The sequence below is a fragment of the Kocuria marina genome, assembly GCA_014652975.1.
In the GTDB taxonomy this organism is placed as follows: domain Bacteria; phylum Actinomycetota; class Actinomycetes; order Actinomycetales; family Micrococcaceae; genus Kocuria; species Kocuria marina.
Map to the genome: position 1 here is coordinate 17582 of BMZV01000005.1, position 20555 is coordinate 38136.

General features: G+C 69.4%; 20 protein-coding genes. 10 read left to right on the forward strand and 10 right to left on the reverse strand.

All coding sequences use genetic code 11. The annotated features are described in order from the left end of the window. Window positions 1-145 precede the first annotated feature (145 nt). The 4 genes from IE157_RS10735 to IE157_RS10750 all read left to right on the forward strand — a co-directional run bounded on the left by IE157_RS10735 (window position 146) and on the right by IE157_RS10750 (window position 3108). Window positions 146-508, forward strand: coding sequence for a GntR family transcriptional regulator (locus IE157_RS10735; protein WP_098053664.1), 363 nt, complete (start codon window positions 146-148; stop codon window positions 506-508). Beyond that, window positions 505-1440, forward strand: a complete 936-nt coding sequence (locus IE157_RS10740; protein WP_318281442.1) for an ATP-binding cassette domain-containing protein — start codon at window positions 505-507, stop codon at window positions 1438-1440. Before IE157_RS10735 ends, IE157_RS10740 begins: the two co-directional genes overlap by 4 nt. Further along, the gene (locus IE157_RS10745; RefSeq protein ID WP_193519957.1) at window positions 1440-2153 is read left to right on the forward strand and encodes a hypothetical protein; all 714 of its coding nucleotides are present in this window, start codon (window positions 1440-1442) and stop codon (window positions 2151-2153) included. The genes IE157_RS10740 and IE157_RS10745 overlap by 1 nt, the downstream gene beginning before the upstream one ends. A 139-nt stretch (window positions 2154-2292) precedes the next feature. Then, on the forward strand, window positions 2293-3108 hold the full coding sequence (locus IE157_RS10750; protein ID WP_193519958.1) for an alpha/beta fold hydrolase: 816 nt from the start codon (window positions 2293-2295) through the stop codon (window positions 3106-3108). Between the two features lie 125 nt (window positions 3109-3233). Here the strand turns inward: IE157_RS10750 and IE157_RS10755 are convergent, their stop codons facing one another. Beyond that, on the reverse strand, window positions 3234-4211 hold the full coding sequence (locus IE157_RS10755) for an LLM class flavin-dependent oxidoreductase (protein ID WP_193519959.1): 978 nt from the start codon (window positions 4209-4211) through the stop codon (window positions 3234-3236). 280 nt (window positions 4212-4491) lie between these two features. Between IE157_RS10755 and IE157_RS10760 the strand changes: the two genes are divergently transcribed. From IE157_RS10760 to IE157_RS10775, 4 genes are all read left to right on the forward strand, one after another. Continuing rightward, entirely contained in the window at window positions 4492-5202 is a 711-nt protein-coding gene (locus tag IE157_RS10760; protein ID WP_064845637.1) for an alpha-ketoglutarate-dependent dioxygenase AlkB family protein, read from the forward strand. Between the two features lie 141 nt (window positions 5203-5343). Next, the gene (locus IE157_RS10765; RefSeq protein ID WP_193519960.1) at window positions 5344-5871 is read left to right on the forward strand and encodes a flavin reductase family protein; all 528 of its coding nucleotides are present in this window, start codon (window positions 5344-5346) and stop codon (window positions 5869-5871) included. Window positions 5872-6093: 222 nt separating this feature from the next. Beyond that, complete coding sequence (locus IE157_RS10770) at window positions 6094-6753, forward strand: flavin reductase family protein (RefSeq protein ID WP_193519961.1); 660 nt, start codon at window positions 6094-6096, stop codon at window positions 6751-6753. 152 nt (window positions 6754-6905) lie between these two features. Then, entirely contained in the window at window positions 6906-7460 is a 555-nt protein-coding gene (locus IE157_RS10775) for a YceI family protein (protein WP_193519962.1), read from the forward strand. Between the two features lie 96 nt (window positions 7461-7556). On the opposite strand, the gene IE157_RS10780 is transcribed toward IE157_RS10775, so the two are convergent. Beyond that, a complete protein-coding gene (locus tag IE157_RS10780) occupies window positions 7557-7808 on the reverse strand; it encodes a hypothetical protein (protein WP_193519963.1) in 252 nt (83 codons plus the stop codon). Between the two features lie 40 nt (window positions 7809-7848). Beyond that, window positions 7849-8604 (reverse strand): cell division protein CrgA, encoded by a 756-nt coding sequence (locus tag IE157_RS10785; RefSeq protein WP_193519964.1) that lies wholly within the window; start codon window positions 8602-8604, stop codon window positions 7849-7851. A 189-nt stretch (window positions 8605-8793) separates the two neighbouring features. Here IE157_RS10785 and IE157_RS10790 point away from each other — a divergent pair, with 189 nt between their 5' ends. Then, window positions 8794-9435 (forward strand): anthranilate synthase component II, encoded by a 642-nt coding sequence (locus tag IE157_RS10790; RefSeq protein WP_064845633.1) that lies wholly within the window; start codon window positions 8794-8796, stop codon window positions 9433-9435. A 91-nt stretch (window positions 9436-9526) separates the two neighbouring features. Here IE157_RS10790 and pknB read toward each other — a convergent pair whose 3' ends face one another. From pknB to IE157_RS10825, 7 genes are read right to left on the reverse strand one after another with little or no spacing between them, the layout of a single operon-like run. Beyond that, window positions 9527-11497 (reverse strand): Stk1 family PASTA domain-containing Ser/Thr kinase, encoded by a 1971-nt coding sequence (pknB, locus tag IE157_RS10795; protein WP_193519965.1) that lies wholly within the window; start codon window positions 11495-11497, stop codon window positions 9527-9529. A 5-nt stretch (window positions 11498-11502) separates the two neighbouring features. Continuing rightward, window positions 11503-13314 carry a protein kinase domain-containing protein gene (locus IE157_RS10800; protein WP_193519966.1) on the reverse strand — a complete coding sequence of 604 codons (1812 nt, stop codon included), beginning with the start codon at window positions 13312-13314 and terminating at the stop codon, window positions 11503-11505. Further along, entirely contained in the window at window positions 13311-14753 is a 1443-nt protein-coding gene (locus tag IE157_RS10805) for a peptidoglycan D,D-transpeptidase FtsI family protein (protein WP_193519967.1), read from the reverse strand. Before IE157_RS10805 ends, IE157_RS10800 begins: the two co-directional genes overlap by 4 nt. Next, entirely contained in the window at window positions 14750-16480 is a 1731-nt protein-coding gene (locus tag IE157_RS10810) for an FtsW/RodA/SpoVE family cell cycle protein (protein ID WP_193519968.1), read from the reverse strand. The genes IE157_RS10805 and IE157_RS10810 overlap by 4 nt, the downstream gene beginning before the upstream one ends. After that, window positions 16477-18069 (reverse strand): PP2C family protein-serine/threonine phosphatase, encoded by a 1593-nt coding sequence (locus tag IE157_RS10815; protein ID WP_193519969.1) that lies wholly within the window; start codon window positions 18067-18069, stop codon window positions 16477-16479. Before IE157_RS10815 ends, IE157_RS10810 begins: the two co-directional genes overlap by 4 nt. A 3-nt stretch (window positions 18070-18072) precedes the next feature. Further along, entirely contained in the window at window positions 18073-18594 is a 522-nt protein-coding gene (locus IE157_RS10820; protein WP_193519970.1) for an FHA domain-containing protein FhaB/FipA, read from the reverse strand. 1 nt (window position 18595) lies between these two features. Next, window positions 18596-19441: an FhaA domain-containing protein gene (locus IE157_RS10825; protein WP_193519971.1), complete on the reverse strand. Its 846-nt coding sequence runs from the start codon at window positions 19439-19441 to the stop codon at window positions 18596-18598. Between the two features lie 281 nt (window positions 19442-19722). Here IE157_RS10825 and IE157_RS10830 point away from each other — a divergent pair, with 281 nt between their 5' ends. Beyond that, the gene (locus tag IE157_RS10830; protein ID WP_193519972.1) at window positions 19723-20454 is read left to right on the forward strand and encodes a hypothetical protein; all 732 of its coding nucleotides are present in this window, start codon (window positions 19723-19725) and stop codon (window positions 20452-20454) included. Window positions 20455-20555 lie beyond the last annotated feature (101 nt).

The following is a 20555-nucleotide window of genomic DNA, read 5'->3' on the forward strand; positions in this document are numbered from 1 at the left end:
GGCCGGTCGCTCGACGCCGCTCGCCCCCTCCCGGGGGCGGGCGGCGTCGTCGTTCTCGTCCTGATCCGATCCGTGAACCCTTGACCGCCTCGCCGGTTGTGTGGTTCATTAGTAAAGTAATGAACCAAGGAGCTGGAAGTTCTCCATGACACCCAAACAAGACGGTCGCCCGATCTTCATGGTCCTGGCCGATCAGATCGCGGACGACATCCTCCAGGGCAACTACCCGGTGGATTCCGCGGTGCCATCCACCAACGAACTCGCCGCGTTCTACCGCATCAACCCCGCGACGGCGGGGAAAGCGCTGGGACGCTTGGTGGATCAGGGAGTCCTGGAGCGGCGTCGTGGGATCGGGACGTTCGTGGCCGCGGATGGCCCGGACATCCTGCGAGCGCAGCGCCGGGAGGCGTTCCATGAAGACTTCATCCAACCCGCCGTGGCCGAGGCCCGGAGGCTCGGACTCACACTCGACGACATGGTCGCACTCATCAGAAAGGTCTCGCCATGAGTTCTCCCGTACGACACACGGATCACCGCGAGAGCGCGCCGGGGCAGGGGATCCGGATCAGGAACCTGAACAAGTCCTTCGGCAAGAAGCACGTGCTGCGGGACATCACCGTGGATTTCGCGCCCGATCGGGTGCACGGGCTGCTCGGGGCCAACGGCGTGGGTAAGACCACGCTGATGTCCGTGATCCTCAATCACACGTTCCGCAACTCCGGTGAGGTGCTGATCGACGGTGAGGATCCGCGGGAGAACGCGCGGTTGCTCGAACGCACGTGCTTCGTCCACGAAGACCAGAAGTTCCACGACGACGACACCCCGGCCTCCCTGCTGCGCATCCTGCCCACGTTCTACCCCGCGTGGGACACCGACCTGGCCGAGCGCCTGGCGCCCCGGTTCAAGCTGCCGATGAGCACGCGCACCACCAAGCTCTCCCGCGGGCAGCGCAGCGCGCTGGCGATCGTCATCTCGCTGGCCGCGCGGGCGCCGTACACCTTCAGGGACGAGCCGTACCTGGGGCTCGACCCCGGGCACCGCGCCCTGTTCTACGAGGAGTTCGCCCGCGCCATGGCCGAACACCCGCGCACCGTGATCCTCTCCACGCACCTGATCGACGAGGTGTCCGACCTGCTTGAGAACGTGGTCATGATCGAGGACGGCCGGGTCACGGTGGACGCGGACATCGACGACGCCCAGGACAGCGCGTTCGTGCTGCGCGGACTCGAACCCGTGGTCCGGGACGTCGTGGGCGCTCGCAGGGTCCTGCGCGAGTACCGACTCGGCAACATCCTCTCCGTCACCGTGGACGGCACCGCGACCGCTGAGGACCGGCGCCGCGCGGACGCCGCCAATGTCTCGGTGGAACCCGTCACCTTGCAGGAACTCGTGGCCGCGCGGGGCATGCGCGGCACCGACGACGCAGAAATGAGTGTGTGATGCAGTACGCCCGCCGGAACCTCGCGCTGTACCTGACCAACCGACTCAACTCCTTCGTGGTGGCCCCGGCCATCCTGATCCTGGTCGCGATCCTCACGGTCGTGATCGGGCTGATCATCGGCATCCGCACCGTTCTGCCCCTACCGCGGCCTGTCCAGGACGGATTCCAAGCCAACCTGGCCGTGTTCTGGGCCCTCCCGGGCTTCCTGATCTCCCACGGCGCGCTGACCGCCAACCGGGGTTTCGCCGGCGCGCTCGCGTTCGGCAGCACCCGCCGGAACTTCTGGGCGGGCGCGGCCATGGGTTTCATGATCACGCCCCTGGTGGTCGCAGCCGTGGGTCTCGTGATCCTGGCCGCGGAGGCCGCGACCGGGTTCGGGCTGGGGATCAGTTTCCTCACCATTCACGCCCTGGGTGACGGCAACCCCCTGATCGTGGCCGTGACATTGTTCCTGCTGAGTCTCATGAGCCTCTTCGCGGGCATGAGTTTCGGCGGGATCTACCGCGCGGCCGGGGTGATCTGGACCGTGATCTCGATCGTGGCCGTGGTGCTCGTGGCACTGGGTCTGCTCGCCGCGATCGTAGCCTGGCCGGACTTGTGGTTGGACCTTGCGAGCGAGCTCGGACGGTGGGGCATCCCGCTCGGCCTCGTGGTCGTCACGCTGATCGCCGGTCTCGCGAGCCGCGCGGTGGTGCGGTACGCGGAGATCTGAGCTCCCGGTACGACGCCGCTCGCTCTCTTCCCGGGGGTGGGCGTCGTCGTCGTGTGCGGGCCGTGTCGTGCGGGCGGTGCGTGGACTGCACCCCTGGCATCACCCGCTCCCGGGCCACCCCACCTGACATCATGGCCCCATGAGCCGATCGACATTCACCACGCACACCGCCCACGTCAATGACACCGAGCTGGCCTACACGGACGAGGGCCGGGGCGAGTCCATCGTGCTGCTGCACGGCCACGCGTACGACCGCTCCATGTGGGACGGGCAGGTCACGACTCTCGCGGAGCAGGGTTGGCGCGTGATCGCCCCGGACCTGCGCGGGTTCGGCGAGTCCCAGGTCACCGAGGGGATCGTGTACACCGAGGAGTTCGCCGCGGACATCGTGGCGCTGCTGGACGAGCTCGGCCTGGAGACCGTGATCCTGTTGGGCTTCTCGATGTCCGGTCAGGTGGCCATGCAGATCGCCGCGTCGTACCCCGAACGGGTGAGCGCGCTGATCATCAACGACACGGTGCCCACGTCCGAGGACGCGGCGGGGCGGCGTCGTCGTCATGTGGCGGCGGACGGGATCGTGCGGGACGGCATGGAGACCTACGCGCAGAACGTGCTGTCCAAGATGATCGCGGAGGAGAACGTGGAGCGGCTGCCGGAGGTCGCCGAGCGCGTGCGTGAGATGATCCGGACCGCCCCGCTCGAGGGCTCCACCGCGGCCATGCGCGGGCGCGCCGAACGCAACGATTTCACCGAGACGCTGCGCGCGTGGGAGAAGCCCGCGCTCGTGATCGTGGGGGACTCGGACGCGTTCGACAACGGCGCGGGCCAGGTCATGAGCGAGCTGCTGCGCCACGGTGAGCTCGTGGTGGTCCCCGCGAGCGGGCACACGCCCAACATGGAGAACCCCTCGGAGTACGACGCCGCTCTGGGTGCCTTCCTCTCGCGCCTCGTCTGATCGGGCGGCTCGCGGGTGCCGCTCACGGGCGGAATGGCGGGCGAACATCTGAGTCCCGATAATGCCTCGGAATCGCGATCCGGGTGCTTTATCGGGGCATGGATGTACCCGGGGATGCCCGGCGCTCAGTTCCAGTTGTCGGCGAGCAGCTCCATGGCTGTGAGGACGTCCGGTTGACGCGTGGCGGTGGGGGAGATCATCAGCTCGTCCGCATCAGCGTGTTCTGCGAACCGGTGCAGGTAGTCCACCACGGTGTCCGGGGTGCCCGCGCCGGTGTAACTGATCATGTGCAGGATCTGCGCGGCAGCGGGGGAGGCCATGACCATGTCCATCTCCTCGTCCGTGAACTCCCGGCCGCGGCCCACCATGGCCTTGACCCGGGAGCGCTGGGTCGCTTCCAGTTGACGGGCGGCGTCCTGCGCGTCCTCGGAAATGATCACGTTCACCGCGGCGATCACGTACGGCTCCGCGAGCTGTTCGGACGGCTGGAACTGGGACCGGTACGCGGCCACGGCGTCCACGAGGGCGTCCGGCGCGAAGTGCGATGCGAACGCATAGGGCAGTCCGTAGGCCGCGGCCAGCTGGGCCCCGAACAGGGACGAGCCCAGGATGGTCAGCGGCACGTTGGTCCCCGCACCCGGCATCGCCTGCACTCCCGGGATGAGTGAGTTGCCGGTCAGGTAGCCCCGCAGTTCCTTGACGTCCTGGGAGAAGCTCTCGGCGGATTCGGGGGAACGACGCAGTGCGCGCAGCGTGCGCGGATCCGTCCCCGGGGCGCGACCGAGCCCCAGGTCGATCCGGCCGGGATGCAGCTCCGCGAGGGTGCCGAATTGTTCCGCGATCGTGAGCGGGGAGTGATTGGGCAGCATGACGCCGCCCGAACCGAGCCGGATGCGTTCCGTGTGCGCGGCCACGTGGGCGATCAACACTGCCGGTGCGGAGGACGCGATCGTGGGCATGTTGTGGTGCTCCGCGTACCAGACCCGCGTGTATCCCAACCGCTCCGCGTGCCGGGCAAGGGTCACGGAATCCGCGAAACTCTCACCCACCGATTGGTTCTCGCGCACGGTGGCGAAGTCGATGACCGATAGGGGCAGTGCCATGAATGAAACCCTTTCCAGAGAAAACTTGCTGTAGGAATAACGGGCTCACGGGGCCCGATATTCCGCGGGCCGCTGCTCTCCCGGGTGTGCTGAACGGGTTGCTCGGGGTGGGAGGGGATGAGCGGGGAGCGGGATGAGGGAGCGCCTACCCGCAGACTCGGGGCCACCACCGGACCCGGACTTGCCGGTTCAGTTCTCGGGGCGCCCTGCTCGGATCGCCCCAGCCGGCGCCTGGCGGCGCGCGTTGTGGGTGTCGGGGGTCGGTCCTAGGCTCACGGGCATGGCCGAGTACGAGGTCACCGAGCTGTTCACCGTCCCCCGCGAGCCCACCGTGCTCGCGCCCGGGGCCGTGCACGTTCCCGATTGGCTCCCCGTCGCCCGGCAGCACGATCTCGTGGCCGCGTGCCGTGACTGGGTGCGCTCGGCCCCCATGCGTCACCAGGTGATGCCGGGCGGCGGTCGGATGTCCGTGCAGTCGGTCATGCTCGGCGCGAATCGGACCCCCTACCGCTACGGGGCCACCGGGGGAGCGGAGGTCGCGGCCCTGCCGGACTGGCTCGTGGATCTGGGTGCGCGGGCCGTGGCGGACGCGTACGGGGTGGTGGACGCGGGAGATGTGGGCGTCCCCGAAGTCGAGGACGTCGTCCGCGGTTTCGTCCCCGACTCCGCGCTGGTCAACTACTACGACGGCGCCGCGCACATGGGGATGCACCAGGACAAGGACGAGTTCTCGGCGGCGCCCATCGTGTCCCTGTCCCTGGGGGACACGTGCACGTTCCGCTTCGGCAACACCGAGACCCGCACGGCTCCGTACCGGGACGTGGAACTGCGCTCGGGGGACCTGTTCGTGTTCGGCGGACCCTCCCGGTACGCGTTCCACGGCGTGCCCAAAGTGTTCCCCGGCACGGGTGGCCTGCACCTGGGGTTGAAGAACGGCGGGCGGTTGAACATCACGCTACGCATGACGGGTGGACACCGGCGAGCGCGCTGACGTGCTGAGAGCGACCCCGTCTGTCGGCACACGAGGGCGGGCGCCCCGCTCGAACGCGAGGGTCTGCGCGCCGCTCGGCCACGAGAACCGGTGCCCCGCTCGGACCCGGGGCCGCGACGGGCGCGATGACACACTGGGGTCATGCAGAACGAGGCCCTGGATCCCCGCCCCACGGACGTGCAGGTGGAGCGCTACCGCACCCTGGCCGCCGATCACGCGGTGGGGGTGGGCGTGGTGTGCTCGCGCTACCGGGGCAAGGACCACGCGATCACCGTCACGGCGTTCGCGGATGTCTCCTACGATCCGCCCACCATGCTCGTGTGCCTGTACGACATGGGCCGCATGTGCGAGGCCGTGGAGAGCACCGGCACATGGACCCTATCCCTGCTGAACGCGGATCAGCGCTCCGTGGCGAATTGGCTCGCGAGCCCGGGCAACCCCGTGGACGGACTGCTGGACACCGTCCCGTTCCACCGCACCGAGCGCACGGGGACGCCTGTGATCGACGGGTGCCTGAGCTGGTTCGAGCTGGACACCGTGTCCACCCACACCGCGGCAACCCACCTGGTGGTCGTGGGGCGTGTCACGGCCATGGGCCGAGGGATGGACGCGGGTGCCGCGGACCGTCCCCTGATCCATTTCGCGAGGGAGTACAAGAGCATCGGGTGATCCCGGCCGCGGGTGGGCGTACGGTGAGAAGTGGGGGATCGCTCGTCGCACGGTGCGCAGCGGTGGTGTCCCCCCAATGTGACGTCTCATTGCGCCGTGTGGCCCAGAATGTGGACTACGAAATCATGTGTTGGACATGAGATGCCTGGCAGGATTTAGCCTGTCCGGATAACGGCGGCCGGACCGCCGATCCGGGAACACAGCCGTGTGAGAGGACCCACCATGCCGGACCGCGTCAGCCAGAACACCTCAGCAGCTCCCGAGACCCCCGACCACGGCCAGGGGTTGGACGGTGTCCCGGCATCCGGGGGTGAGGCAGAACGGGTCGCCGCACATGCCGTGGACCTCGTGGCCCCCACGGAGGCGCTGCACAGCGATCCGCGCCTGACGGAAGGGTTCAAGTCCGCGTTCGGTCAGCATCCCGCGGGCATCGCGATCATCACGGTCGCCGGGCCGGAAGGCCCCGTGGGCCTCACGGCGTCCTCCGTCTCCTCCATCTCCGCCGACCCTCCGATCCTCGGCTTCTCGCTGCAGGCCAAGCGCGGTTCAGCGGCCGTCGTGGCAACGGCCGATTCCTTCGTGGTGCATTTCCTGGATTCGGACAACGTGGAACTCGCACGATCCTTCGCCATTTCGGGTGCACCCCGTTTCGGGGACGACATGGAGTGGACCACGCTGTCCACAGGCGAGCCCCGCTTGCTCGGGGTGCGCCGCGTGCTGAGGGCCATCCCGCTCGCGCGGATCAAGGCCGGGTCGGCGCTCGTGTTCAATGCCGCCGTCGTGGAGGTCCTGGGTGAAGAGGGCTCGGGCAGCCCGCTTGTGTACCACCAGCGGCAGTTCCACGGCCTCAGCGACAGCTCGGTGCTGGACCTGCACCTCTGACGGGCGGGCCTTCGCCGTGCCGTGTGTGACGCTGTTCACCCAAAGTTTTCTCCAGAATAGGTTGACGCATCAAACAGCGGGTCGTAAATTAGTTTCCGAAGCAACCAATTGGGCCGTCCGACGACGGCCCGCCCGATGCCAAGGAGAAACGAATGACCACGCTCGAAGGTATGACCCCCGGAACCTGGACCCTGGACCCCGCCCACACGGAGGTCGCGTTCTCCGTCCGCCACGCCGGTATCTCCAAGGTGCGCGGTGTGTTCAGCGACGTCTCCGGTGAACTCAACGTGGCCGAGGACGCTTCGCAGTCCAACGGCCAGGTGGTCGTGGGGATGAACTCCGTGGACACCAAGAACGAGACCCGCGACAACCACGTGCGCTCGGCCGAGTTCTTCGACGTGGAGAACCACCCGCAGATGACCTACAAGATCACCGGCTTGGAGCTCAACGACGGTGAGGGCACCGTGACCGGCGAGCTCACCCTGCGTGGCGTGACCAAGCCCGTGAAGCTGGATGCCGAGTTCAACGGCGTGGCCGTGGACGCCTTCGGCACCACCCGCGCGGGTTTCACCGCCTCCACTTCGATCTCCCGCAAGGAGTTCAACGTGACCTGGAACGCCGCTCTCGAGGCCGGCGGGGTCATGGTCTCCGACAAGGTGCGCATCGACCTGGACGTGGAGTTCACCGCTCCGGAGTCCACCAACTGAACGACTCGCGCCCGAGCGACTCGCTCCCCGCGTAAACAGTGCCCCACCGGTTGTCCGACCGATGGGGCACTTGCGTTCCGCGGGGCAGGAGCGCGGCTAGCGCAACGACTGCACGATGAAGTAGATCAGCGGCACGAGCACGAGTCCCACGAGCGCGATGCGCCGCACCCTCACCTCCATACGCGCGGGGTTGATCCGGTACCCCTCGCGGCGGGTTTCGTTCGCGCCTCGGCGCGACGACGCCTCGGACAGGGGCCCCGGAGCGGCGTCGTCGTCCGGGAAGTTCCGATCGGAGGGCCCGGCGCCCCGCCCGTCATCGGGTGACGAGGGGTGAGGGGAAGTGTTCACGAGGCCTCCTGCGGGGCGCGAGTGCGGATCGGTGGCAGGGTCAACGCCATCTGGTGGTCATGATGAGCCCCGCCAGCATGAACCCGAGCCCGATCACCAGATTCCACACGCTGATCCCGGGGATGGGCACCATGCCCTGGAACAGGTAGTAGGTGATGATCCACAACAGCCCCAGGATCATCAACCCGATCATGACCACCTTGTACCACAGCGGCGTGGGCTGGTAGTCGGTGGACCGGCGCTCGCGCTTCTCCGCCTTGGCGGCCTTCGCCGCACGACGTCGCTCGTCCCGCTGCAGCTTCTTGCGCGCCGCGGGCGTCTCCGCGTCCTTGCTCGTATCGGACGTGCCGGCGCCCGGCTCGTCGGTGGACCCGGCCTCGCCGGATGCGTCCGCTCCGGACGTACCGGCACGGGCCCCCTTCATGCCGGATTCGTTCGCTACAGCGGTCCCGGAAGCGGACACGGATGCCGCGGCCGCCCGCTTCTTCCCCGCCCGGTCCTTACCGACGGACGTCGTCTTGCCAGCGGGCACAGCCGGGTCCCCGGACGCATTCCCGGTACCGGGCGCAGCGGCGTCGTCGGCGAGACCGTGGTCGGTCGCCGCATCCTTGGTGGAGACGGCCGAGGACCCGGATTTGCGCGCGGCAGAACGCTCGAAGGACGCGGCGGCGCTGTTGCGGGGAAGGATCTCCGCCGCGAGGGCGGCGAGTTCGCGGTCCCGTTCCGTGAGGGCGAAGTCCTGTGTGTCGTCCTGCGACTTACGGGATCGACCGAAGCGCTTCTTGGGCTCAGACACTGGCGTTCTTTCCTCCTGCTGCGTGGGCACCACGTCCGGGCGTGGCCCGGGGGTGGGCTCGCGGCCGTGGCGGCCCGCGGGTGCGGCGGGGACCGGTTCCTGCCGCGAGATCGGCGTTCAGTCTATCCGCCCGAGCGGGCGTAGACTGGCGCGAGTTCTGTCACTTGGTAAACGCGCAGGAGTTCTTGAGTGTCTGTGAAGATTCTCGTCGTGGATAACTACGACAGCTTTGTCTACACCTTGGTGGGGTATCTGCAGCAATTGGGGGCCCAGACGACCGTGGTGCGCAACGACGACCTGGACGTCGCCGCGGCCACCGCTCTCGCCGGTGAACACCAGGGTGTCCTGCTGTCCCCCGGCCCCGGTGCCCCCGCGGACGCCGGCGTGTGCGCGGACCTGATCCGCTGGGCGGAGCACACCAGGACACCGTTGCTCGGCGTGTGCCTGGGCCACCAGGCGCTCGGTGAGGTCTACGGCGCTCGCGTGGGCCACGCCCAACAGCTCATGCACGGCAAGACGTCCCAGTTGGTGCACCACGGGGACAGCGTCTTCCCCTCGGTCCCGTCGCCGTTCACCGCGACCCGGTACCACTCGCTCGCCGTGGCCGCGGACACCGTCCCGGACTGCCTCGAGGTCACCGCGACCACCGAAGACGGGCAGGTGGTCATGGGTCTCAAGCACCGCTCCGCCCCGCTGCACGGTGTGCAGTTCCACCCAGAGTCCGTGCTCACGGAGGGTGGCTACCTCATGCTCGGCAACTGGCTCGAGGAAGTGGGCCAGCACGGTGCCGCCGCAGCGGCCGCGGGGTTGTCCCCGCTCATGACCGCCTGAGAACCAGTTCCGTCAGAGGCACCCGGACCGCACACTCCGTCGGAGCGAGGTCCGTCGAAGCAAGGCCCCGCACAGTAAGGCCCGGCCGATCTCAGCCGTCGCCCCCGCGGGATGCGGTGGGGCGACTCGTGGGCTGGGGCTGCGTGGGTTGGGGTGCGGCATCCGTGGGTTCGGCGGGAGTCGTGGGTTCCGTCGTGGGCTCGTCCTCGTTCGTCGGGGACGGGGTGGGGCTCGGCGTGGGCGTCACCTTCCGGGCCACCGTGAGCGTGATCGTGGATCCCTGGCTCACGGAGGACCCCGCGGGAGCGGACTGCCGCAGCACCGTGCCAGCCTCAGCATCCTCGGTCTCGCGGATCTCCACGTCGTAGTTGAGCCGCACGTCGTCCGCCCGCAAGACCTGTTCGGCCTCCGCGCGGCTGCGGCCGACGACGTCCGGGACCGTGACCTTGCCCGTGGACACCTGCAGTTTGACCGCGCTGTCCCGGGCCACCGAGGCGCCCTGTCCGGGATCGGTCGAGAGCACCACGTTGTGGGGCACGGTGGCGCTGTTGACCGTGCTGACCGGGCCCGCCGTGAGGCCGGCCTGCTGCAGGGACTGGCGGGCGTAGTCCAAGGATTGGCCCACGAGATCGTTGGGCACGGTCACGTTCTCGGGCCCCTCGGAGACCACGACGGCCACCGAGGACCCCTGGTCCACCTGGGTCCCCGCGGCGGGGCTCATGCTGATCACGTGCTTGTCCGGCACGCTGTCACTGTGCTGCGTGGTGAACGTGGGGTTCAGCCCCGCGTCCCGCAGGGTGTTCTCCGCCGTGGTGCTGTCCATCCCCGTGACCTGGGGGACGCTCACCTGCGCGACCTGTTCGACCTGCTGGTCCTGCCACCACCGCACGCCCAGCACGGTCCCGCCGACCAGCAGCGCGAGCACGAGCAGCAGCACCACGGGCACCACCCACAGGGACCTGCGACGGCGCCGCTCGTACGGCGCGGAGGCGGACGCGGGGGCGGCGACGGGCGCTGGGTCGTCGGCCGCGGCGTCGTCGTCGAACCGGCCGTACTGTGCGGAGACGGTGGGCTCGGCGTCCTCGCTGCGTCCCGCGGCGGTCACGGCGGCGGCCGGGGTACCGGCGCCCACCGCGGGCAGGGTCTTGGTGTGAGAGTCGGCGGTGTGGGTGACGTCGATGGGCTGGGTCGCCCCGAGGTTGCCGGGCAGTTGCCCGCCGAGTTCCCGCAGCGACCGGCGCATCTGCCCGGCATCCACGAACCGGTCCCGGGGGTCCTTGGCCAGGGCACGCTCCATGAACCGGTCCACGGCGGGCGGCAACTGCGGGTTCAACGCCGACGGCGCGGGCGGCGCGTCCCGCACGTGCTGCGCGGCGATCGCCACGGAGGATTCCCCCACGAACGGCGCGCGCCCGGTCAGCAACTCGAAGAGCACGCACGCGGCGGAGTACAGGTCCGAACGGGGATCCACCGCGGCCCCGCTGGCCTGTTCGGGGGAAAGGTACTGTGCGGTGCCGAGCACGGCCTGGGACTGGGTCAGCGCGGCCTGCGTGTCCTCCACGGCACGCGCGATCCCGAAGTCCATGACCTTGACGCTGCCGTCCGGGGTGACCTTGACGTTGGCGGGTTTGATGTCCCGGTGCACGATCCCCGCGCGGTGGCTGAAGGACAGGGCGTCCATGATGCCGAGCATGTACTCGATGGCCTGTTCCGGAGTGACCCCCGGCCCGTGCATGAGTTCCCGCAGTGTGCGCCCGGGGACGTATTCCATGACGATGTAGGGGCGCAGGACACCGTCCGGGCCCTGGGGGCGGATTTCCCCGGTGTCGTAGATGGCCACGATCGAGTGGTGGTTGAGGGACGCCACGGCGTGGGCCTCGCGCTGGAACCGCTCGTGGAACGTCTCATCCGCGGCCAGTTCCGGACGCAGGATCTTGATGGCCACGCGGCGGCCCAGGCGAACGTCCTGTCCCACGTGCACCGTGGCCATGCCACCGCGGCCGATGACCTCACCGACCTCGTACCGGTCGTTGATCAGATCCGGCAGTCCCGACGTCCCCATGCGTGTCAGCCGCCCGCGCCGCTGACGGGAGCGCTCGGAGCCGCGAGCGCCCCGTCACCGGTGCCCTGCACGGGGTTGGACTGCCCGGATCCTGCCTCGGTGCGGGCGCTCTGATCCGTGGTCCCCTGGGCACCGGTGTCCGCCTGGGTGTTCGCCCCGTTCTGGCCGGTCTCCTCGGCACCGTTGGTGGCTCCGTTACCGGCCCCGCCGTTGTCCGCGCCGTCGCCGTTACCGGCGCCGTTGCCCCCGCCGTTGGTGGGAGCGGGCTGAGCGGTCTGCTGCGGTGCCTGGGTGTTCTGGTTCTGCTCGGGCTGTTGCTGCGGTGACTGCGTGGCACCGGTGCCCCCGGTCCCGGCCCCCGGGGTCGTCTGGGCACCCGGGGTCCACGCGACGTACATCACCACGGTGGAACCGACCTTCACCCGCGAACCGGCCGCGGGTTCCACGGAGACCACGGTGTTCTCCGCCTGACCCGTGCCCTGCTGCAGCCGCTTGTCCACGTTCACGCCCATGGCGGTGATCTCGGAGGCGACCTGGTCCGCGTCGCGGCCCACCATGTTGGCGGGCAACACCACGGTGTTCGCGGTGGGGCTCACGGTGGAGGACGTGACGGTGCCCGGTGCGGGGGAGCCGGAATCGCCCCGCGAGGAGAAGAAGTACACCCCGGCCACGGCCAGGGCCACCAGAAGTGCGAGCAGCGGCAACAACCACGCCCACACGGACGTCTTGCGCCGCTCACCCTGCGGGGTGGAACCGCGCTGCGAGCTCGGTGGCCGGTTCACGGCGTCGAACTGTGCGGTAGAGGGGTGGGCGCTGTACTTGGGGTCCGGCTGGGCCGCGGCCGCGGCCGAACCGGTCACTCCCGCGGCGGCCGTCCCGGATATGGGCCGGGTGCTCGGTCCCGAGACCGGTGCGATGGCCTCGGTGGGCTGCTCGTCGGAGAAGTCCTGGGACAGGAACGGCTGCATCCCCGGGACCATCGTGACCGCGGCCGTGACGTCCCCGCGGCGCAGCGCATCCACGGCGTTGGCGAGCTTGCCCGCGTTCTCCGGGCGTTCCTCCGGGTCCTTGGCGAGCATGGACATGATGAGGGCGCGCACCGGGTCCGGGATGGAGTCCGGCAGCGCGGGAGGGTTGTCGTTGACCTGGGCCAGGGCGATCGCGATCTGGGATTCCCCCGTGAAGGGGCGCCGGCCGGCGAGCAGTTCATAGCCGATGATCCCCAGGGAGTAGATGTCCGAGGAACCCGTGGCGGTCTGACCGGTGGCCTGCTCGGGGGCCAGGTACTGGGCCGTGCCCATGACCTGGCCGGTGGCCGTGAGCGGCACCTGGTCCGCTAGCCGGGCGATGCCGAAGTCGGTGACCTTGACGCGGTTGTCCGGGGTGATGATCAGGTTGCCGGGCTTCACGTCCCGGTGCACGAGCCCTTGCGCGTGCGCGGCGGCCAGGGCGCGGGCGGTCTGGCCGATGTAGTTCAGGACCGTGTCCGGGTCCAACGACTTCTGCCGGTCGATGATATTGGACAGCGGTTCGCCGGGCACGAGTTCCATGACCAGGAACGCGGAGCCCTCGTCCTCGCCGTAGTCGAAGACGTTGGCCACACCCGGGTGGTTGAGCAGGGCGGTGTGACGGGCCTCCGCCCGGAACCGCTGCAGGAACGTGGGATCCCCGTTGTACTCGTCCTTGAGGATCTTCACCGCGACGATCCGACCCAGGACCTGATCCTTGGCCTTCCACACCTCGCCCATGCCGCCGATGGCAATTCGTTCCGTCAGGGCGTAACGACCGCCCAGGGTGGTGTTCGACGATGGTCTCACTTGTTCAACACCGCCTCGAAGAGTTGCCGTGCACTGGGGCTGGTCAGGGAAGACCCTGTGGTGACGTCCACGTCCTCGACCACCACGGCCACCGCCAACTGGGGGTCGTCGGCGGGCGCGAATCCAGTGAACCACGAATCGTTCAATCCGTCCCTGCCGATCTCCGCCGTGCCGGTCTTCCCGGCCACCTCCACGCCGGGCACGGCCGCGCCGGACGCGATGCCGTTACTGACCACGGAGGTCATCAGGTCCTTGACGGTGCCCGCGGTCTCCGCGTCCGTGGAGCGGCGCAGCTGCTCGGCCTGGAACTGGTCGATCACGGACAGGTCCGAGGAGCGCACGGTCTTGATGAGGCTGGGACGCATCATCACACCGTCGTTGGCTATAGCCGCGGAGGTCATGGCCACCTGCAGCGGGGTGGTGCGGACGTCGTACTGCCCGATCGAGGACAGGGCGAGCTGGGCCTGATTCATGTCCTCGGGGAACACGGACGGGGTGACCTGCAGCGGGATGTCCAGGTTCTGGCCGTAGCCGAAGTTCTGCGCGGTCTGGCGGATCTTGTCCTGGCCCAGGTCCATGGCGATGTGCGCGAACGGGGTGTTGCAGGACTGCTCGAGCGCGAAGCGCAGGTCCACCTGGGAGCGCGCGGCACACCCGCCCTGGCGGTAGTTGGGCAGGCTAACTGTCGTGTCCGGGAGCGGGAGCTCGTTGGGGTTCGGCAGCGTGGTGTCGGTCGTGTACTTCCCGGACTCCAGCGCGGCCACGGTGTCGATGATCTTGAACGTGGAACCGGGGGAGTACAGGTCCCCGCTGATCGCGCGGTTCACGAGCGGCTTGTCCGGGTCCGCGTTCAGGGACTGGGCGGCTGCGACCACCTGGTTCGTGTCGTGCGAGGACAGGGCGTTCGCGTCGTAGCTCTTGCGGGAGACCATGGCCTTGATCTCGCCGGTCTTGGGGTCCACGGCCACGATGGAGCCGTTGTGACCCTCCAGTGCGTTGTACGCGATGCGCTGCAGCTCGGGGTCCAGGGTCAGCTCCACCGAGGCGCCCTTGGGTTGGTTCCCGGAGAACAGGGACACCACGCGGTCGTAGAACTGGTCGTCGGACGCGCCCGAGAGCTGGTCACCCATGGCGGATTCGAGTCCCGTGGCCCCGTAGACCAGGGAGAAGTACCCGGTGAGGTTCGCGTACAGGGGGGAGTCCGAGTAGACGCGCTGGTGCGCGAAGTCGCCGTCCGCGGGCACGGAGCGAGCGATCTCCTTCCCGCCCACGAGGATCGAGCCGCGGTCCCGGCCGAACTGTTCGTACAGCGTGCGGTTGTTCCACGGGTTGGCCTGGAGGGCGTTGGCCGCGAAGAACTGCACGTACGTCAGTGTCAGTAGTAGCACCACCATGATGGCCACGGCCATGAGCCACATGCGCCGGATCGCCTTGTTCACCGGGTCCCCCCTTCCTGATCGTGCGCGTTGCCGCCGGATGCGCCGCGTTCACCGGACGACGACGCCGCGTCACCCCCGGTGCGGTCGCTCCGGGAGGCGCGCGTGGCGCCGTAGCCGGCGGAACCGCTCGAGCGATGCGTGATCCGCGAGATCGCCTCGGTCGCGGATGCCGATTCCGCCGCGCCCGGGGACGCCGCGGCGTCGTGGGATACGGACGTGGTCCGCGACAGCGACGGGGTGGGCTCCGTGGCCGGCTCCCGGGCCGGGGCGGCGTCGGCGCCGTCGGTGCGGGTGCGCTCGTCGTCGCGGCGTTCCTCGCGGGCGCGGAGGCGGCGCTCGAAGGTCGCGAGGTCCTCGTCCGTGGCGGGACCGGTGACCACGGGGCGCCGCGCGCTGTGGGAGATGGCCAGCAGGATCGCCACGATGATCCAGTTGGACAGCAGGGACGACCCACCGGCGGACATGAACGGGGTGGTCAGACCGGTCAGCGGCAGCAACCGCGTGACACCGCCGATCACCACGAGCAACTGCAGCACCATGAGCGAGGACAGGCCCGCGGCCAACAGCTTGCCGAACGCATCACGGGTACCCAGGGCCGCGCGCAACCCGCGGGTCGCGAAGAGCAGGAACATCACCAGGATCGCGCCGAGCCCGATCAGCCCGAGCTCCTCACCGAACGCCGTGATGATCATGTCCGAATTGGAATAGGAGACCAGGTCCGGGCGCCCCTGACCCAGGCCCTGACCGAACAGTCCGCCGGAGGCCAGACCGAACAGTCCCTGCACGATCTGCGCCGAGCCACCGGGGGAGCGGTTGTAGACGTCCGGGTTGAAGGCGTCCAGCCACGCGTCCAGGCGCAGGGCCACGTGGGAGAACATGCGGCTCGCGGCGAAACCTCCCACGGCCATGAGCAGCACGCCCAGCACGATCCAGCCCAGGCGTCCCGTGGCCAGGTAGACCATGGCCAGGAACAGGCCGAAGAACATGATGGCGGTACCCATGTCCTTCTGCAGCACCAGCACGCCGATCGCGATCACCCACGCCGCGAGCATGGGGGCGATGTCCCGGAACCGGGGCAGGCGCACGGGGCCGATCTTGCGCCCAGCCAGCAGGATCAGGTCCCGGTTGGTCGAGAGGTAGCCCGCGAAGAAGATGGCCAGCGTGATCTTGGCGATCTCACCGGGCTGGAACGTGCGCCCGGCCACCGAGATCCACAGTCGGGCGCCGTTGATCTCCACGCCGAGGCCCGGGATCATGGGCAGCAGCAGGAGCACGGCGGAGAGCAGCAACATGATGTACGTGACGTTGCGCAGTCGCCGGTGGTCCTTGAGCAACCACAGCACCACGCAGCACGCGAGCATGGCCACGCCGGTCCACACCACCTGGGTGTTGGCGGCACTCTGGTTGGTGGACAGGTCGATGCGGTGGATCATCGCCAGCCCGAGCCCGTTGAGCGCCACGGCCAGCGGGAGCAGGTAGGGGTCCGCGTAGCGCGCACGGATCCACAGCACCACGTGCACCAGCAGGGCGCCCACGCCCAGCACGGTGCCGCTCATGATGATGTGGCGGGGATCCGCTTGGGCGCGTTCGGGATCCACCAGGATGTTGGCGCCCATGCCGATCGCCAGGGCCACGAGCAGCAACAGCAACTCGGTGATCCGCCGCGGCCTGGGGCGCACGGGAGCCTCTGTGCCGCGCTCGGGCGCGGCGTTCACGGTCGAACTCATCGGTTCTCACCCCCGGGGGTCCCCGAGGCACCGGGGGACGTGCGCGGGGTGGCCGAGCCACTCGGCGACGCGCTCGCGGACGGGTTCGGTGTGGGGGTCGTGACCGTCACCCGGCCCGTGGGGCGGGGTTCGGGTCCGCGCGAGGACTCCAGGTCCGCGACGATCTGTTCGGCCTCCTCGCGGCTGCCCGCGGGGATCGTGGCGCGCACGCGGTCCTGCGCGTACTGGGACAGGGAGTCCACGGGGATCTCGGTGGTCGCGCTCAACTCGCTCAGCGAAATGGGACCCAGGGACTGCGAGACCCCCTGGAACACGGCCACGTGACCCCGGTCCTCACCCACGTAGTACTGGGACGAGGTCCACGCGCGCGCACCCCACCCGCCGAGCAGCAGCGCGAGGGCGAGCACGACGACGCCCACGATCCACGCCGCACGACGGCGTTTGGTCCCGCGCGCGGGGTCGTCACCCTTGCGACGCAACAGGCTGCGTACCTCGGCGGGATCGGTGGTCACGTCCAGCGTGGAGGTCGCGAGCATCGTGGCGCGGCGCTGGATCGCCGAATCCGAGACGGTAGGGATACGCCCCGTCTGGGTCGCGTTCGCCGCGGCACCCACGAGCAGGTGGGGACGCTCGGCCAGGTCCCGGCGCAGCACGGAGGCCGAGGACTGGGTGGGCTGCGATGTGGTGTGGGGGTAGCCGGGTTCGCGGTAGTCGGTGCCGCCGCCGGCCACGGGGGAGTCCATGGGTCCGTCCCAGTGCTCCACCTCGGACTCGCTCATGAGTTGCTCATCCGACGTGCGGGACTGATCCGGCACGGCCCCCTGGCTCTCCCCGGTCATGGGGTGGGCCTCGCTGCCCTGGGGGACCTCGTCCACCTGCACCACAACCACGGTCACGTTGTCCGGGGCCCCGCGGTCCAGGGTCAGTTCCACGAGGGAGTTCACGATCTGGTTCAGATCCCCCGTGGAGCGCATCACGTTCTCGATGGTCTGAGCGTTCACCACCGCGTTGAGGCCGTCGGAGCACAGCAACCAGCGCTCACCCACGGCCGGGCGCACGGTGCGCACCTCGAGTTCGGGGGAGGCGTCCACGTCACCGAGCACCCGCATGAGCACGTTCTTGTGGGGGTGGGTCTCGGCCTCCTCGGGCTGCAACCGGCCCTCGTCGATCAGCCGCTGGACGAACGTGTGGTCGGTAGTGACCTGCTCGAAACCCTCGGCCTCGGACAATCGGTACGCGCGGGAGTCCCCGATGTGCGCCACGCAGATCTCGTCCCCGTCGATCAGCAGGGACGTCACGGTGGTGCCCATCCCGCCCAACCGTGGATTGGACTGCACGAGTTTCGCGAGGTTCTGGTTGGCGTTCTGGATCTCGTCCGCGAGCACGGTCTCGGCGTCACCGTCGTAACCGGCGTGGTCCAGGTGGGTCAGGTCGATCACCGCGGAGGCCGAGGCGACGTCACCCCCCACGTGACCACCCATCCCGTCCGCGACGACGGCCAGGTAGCGGCCGGCGTAGGCGGAGTCGTCGTTCTTGGAACGGGCCCGGCCCACGTCGGAGCGAGCAGCATATCGGAAAGCAATGGGCATGGGCTACGGCCTCAGTTCCATCACGGTGCGCCCCACCCGGAACCGGGCACCCGGGTCCACCACGGTGGCGCGGGACAGTCGCTGGTCCTGCAGGTAGGTGCCGTTCGTGGACCCGAGGTCCTCCAGGAACCACTTGGATCCCTGCGCGAACAGGCGGGCGTGGCGCCCCGAGGCGTAGTCGTCCTCGAGCGGGATGGTGGCCTCTGCGGAACGGCCCAGCATCACGGGGGCCGATCCCAGTTGGAAGCTCCGCCCGGCGAGCGGGCCGTCCACGACCACGAGCTGTTGCGCGCGCGTACGCGCACCCCCGGTGGTGGGGGCGGCGGGGCGGGGGTTCTGGGGTGTCTCCTGGCGGGGTTCCCGTGCGCGGGCGTCACGCAGTTTCTCGCGACCACCGCGCACGGCCGCGCGGGCCTTGCCGCCCACGGTCAGGTCACGCGCCTGGGAGAAGACCACGGCGGCGATGAAGATCCACAGCAGCGCCAGGAATCCGTAGCGCAGCAGGGTCACGGTCAGTTCGGACACGTCAGCGCCTCTCCCTCGGGAGCATCAGTCGGAAGGTCAACCTGGTGCGCCCCACGGTGATCACGGAACCGTCCACGAGCTGGGCCCTGCCCTGGATCCGCTGGCCGTCCACATAGGAACCGTTCGTGGAACCGAGGTCCACGGCCAGGAAATGGTCCCCCTGGCGCCGGATTTCGAGGTGCTCGCGGGAGACCCCCGTGTCCTCCACGGTCACGTCCGCCTGCGCGGAGCGGCCCACGCTCACGCGGTCCGCGTTGAGCGTGAAACGTTCGGCGCCCACCTGGATCACGGGCACCGGTTGCAGCCCGGCCTGGTCATCGACCGGGTCGTGATAGCCGCCGGGAACGTGGCCCGCAGCGTCGTCGTCGGCCGAATGAGCGGCTTGGCCATCGCGCGGGCGGGCGTGCGGGGCGGGCGCCGGGGGTTGGGGTGCGCGCGCGGAGGTCCCGGCGTCCGCGGGAACCTCCGGTGTGCTCGTGCGCTCGAACGAGGACAGGATGTCGAAGTGGCCGGCCTCGAGTTCGGACTGGCGCATGAAGCTCACGCGCACCGCGCCCTGCAGGGTATAGGCCTGCGAGCGCGCGTGACGGATGACGACGTCGCACAGTTCCTCGGCCAGTTGGACGCCCCATTCCTGGGCCCGGGGGAAGTCGTCGTCGGAGAACTCCACGGTGAAGACGTTGGGTGCCATGGTGCGGCCCGCGGGAACGGTGAAGGACTCCTGGTCCAGTTCACGGCGCAGGGCGCTTGCGATCTCCACGGCCTCGACCCGCTTGCGAGAACCCGCGGTGAAGGCGGTGCGGACCACCTTCTCGATCCCGTTCTCCAGCCCGGTCCAGAAACCCATCCCGCCTCCTTCCTCGGTCAGCCAGTGGCGCTGCGCGGCGTGCGACCGCAGGGGGCGGCGGTACACACGGTCATGGACAGTGTTCAGAATAGTAGCCGGACAGGCTGAGTGGGCGGTGACAGCGCGCGTGATCCCGCTGGGAGCGCGCCCGGCCGGGCAGGACGCGGTGGCCGGCCCGGCGCGTCGCGGCGTACCGCGGTGCAGCGCGGGTGGTCAACACACTGCGACTTCTACCGACGGACCCTCGACCCGGTCCCCCGGGGCGGGCGATACTCGGGACCATGAAGCGACCCCAGAAGATCCTGACCCTCGGTTCCGCCGCACTGCTGAGCGCCTCGTTGCTCGTGGGCTGCGGGAACACCACCCAGAACCAGGCCCCCGCGCAGACCGACGCGACCCAGGGCGCCGGGGACGCCACCCCGGCGGCCACCGGCACCACGCAGGACGCGGCCACGCCCGACGCGACCGGTGCATCCCCCTCCGACACCGCGTCCGCCACGGACAGCGCCTCGCCGTCCGACAGCGCCTCGCCCACGCGCAGCGCGTCCGGCAGCGCGAGCCCGAGCGGTTCGGCGTCCGGCGTGGCCGTCAACGGCGGGCAGGCCGCCGCGCTGGCCGCCGTGGACTCCGCGCTGGCCCAGCACCAGGGTGGTGACGTGGTGGAGATCGACTACGACCGCCGCGCGGACAAGTTCGAGGTGGACCTGATCGCGGACGGTAACGCCCACCAGGTCACGGTGGACGGCACGGGCAAGAACGTCCAGGAGGACCGTGCGGACGGCCGCGCGGACGAGGACGACGTGGCCGAGCTGCGTGCCGCGGCCGTGGGCGCGAAAGACGCGATCAAGCGGGTCTTCGAGTCCGCCGAGTCCGAGTCGGGCACCAAAGTGCTGGACGAGGCCTCCCTGGACGAGGACGACGACGTCGTGCGCTGGGAAGTTGAGCTCGACATCGACAACCGGGACAGGGAGTACACGGTCAACGTGCAGGACGGCAGCGTCACCGCGCGCTGACGTCCCGGGGCGCCGCTTACATACCGTCTTGCCCCCCCTCGCGCCTGTCGCTTCGTGGGGGGAGGCGGGGGCGGATCACCGGGGACGCCCCTATGAGCCGC